Source organism: Bradyrhizobium sp. Unk1 (assembly GCF_059512345.1).
This window is the reverse complement of record NZ_JCAMOP010000272.1, coordinates 1-283: the sequence shown is the minus strand read 5'-3', so window position 1 is coordinate 283 and position 283 is coordinate 1. Positions and strand designations below refer to the sequence as shown.

The window sequence follows — 283 nt, the reverse complement described above, 5'->3', positions numbered from 1 at the left end:
GGGTAGAATCCGTCCACCTTGAGGGAGACGGAGATGAAGCAGTCGAGGTTCACGGAAGAGCGGATCATTGCGGTGCTGCGGGAGCACGAGGCAGGATCGAAGACCGGTGATGTTTGCCGGAAGCACGGGATCAGCAGCGCGACGTTCTACAAGTGGAAGGCCAAGTATGGTGGCCTGGACGTATCCGAAGCTCGACGCCTCAAGGTCCTTGCCGACGAGAATGCGAAGCTGAAGAAGCTGTTGGCCGAGGCGATGCTCGACAACGCCATGCTAAAGGACCTCA

At 58.7% G+C, this 283-nt stretch carries 1 protein-coding gene; it reads left to right on the top strand.

The annotated features are described in order from the left end of the window. Positions 1–33: 33 nt before the first annotated feature. On the top strand, positions 34–283 hold a 250-nt coding region (locus AC5ZFO_RS48455), incomplete at its 3' end, for a transposase (RefSeq protein ID WP_496124326.1).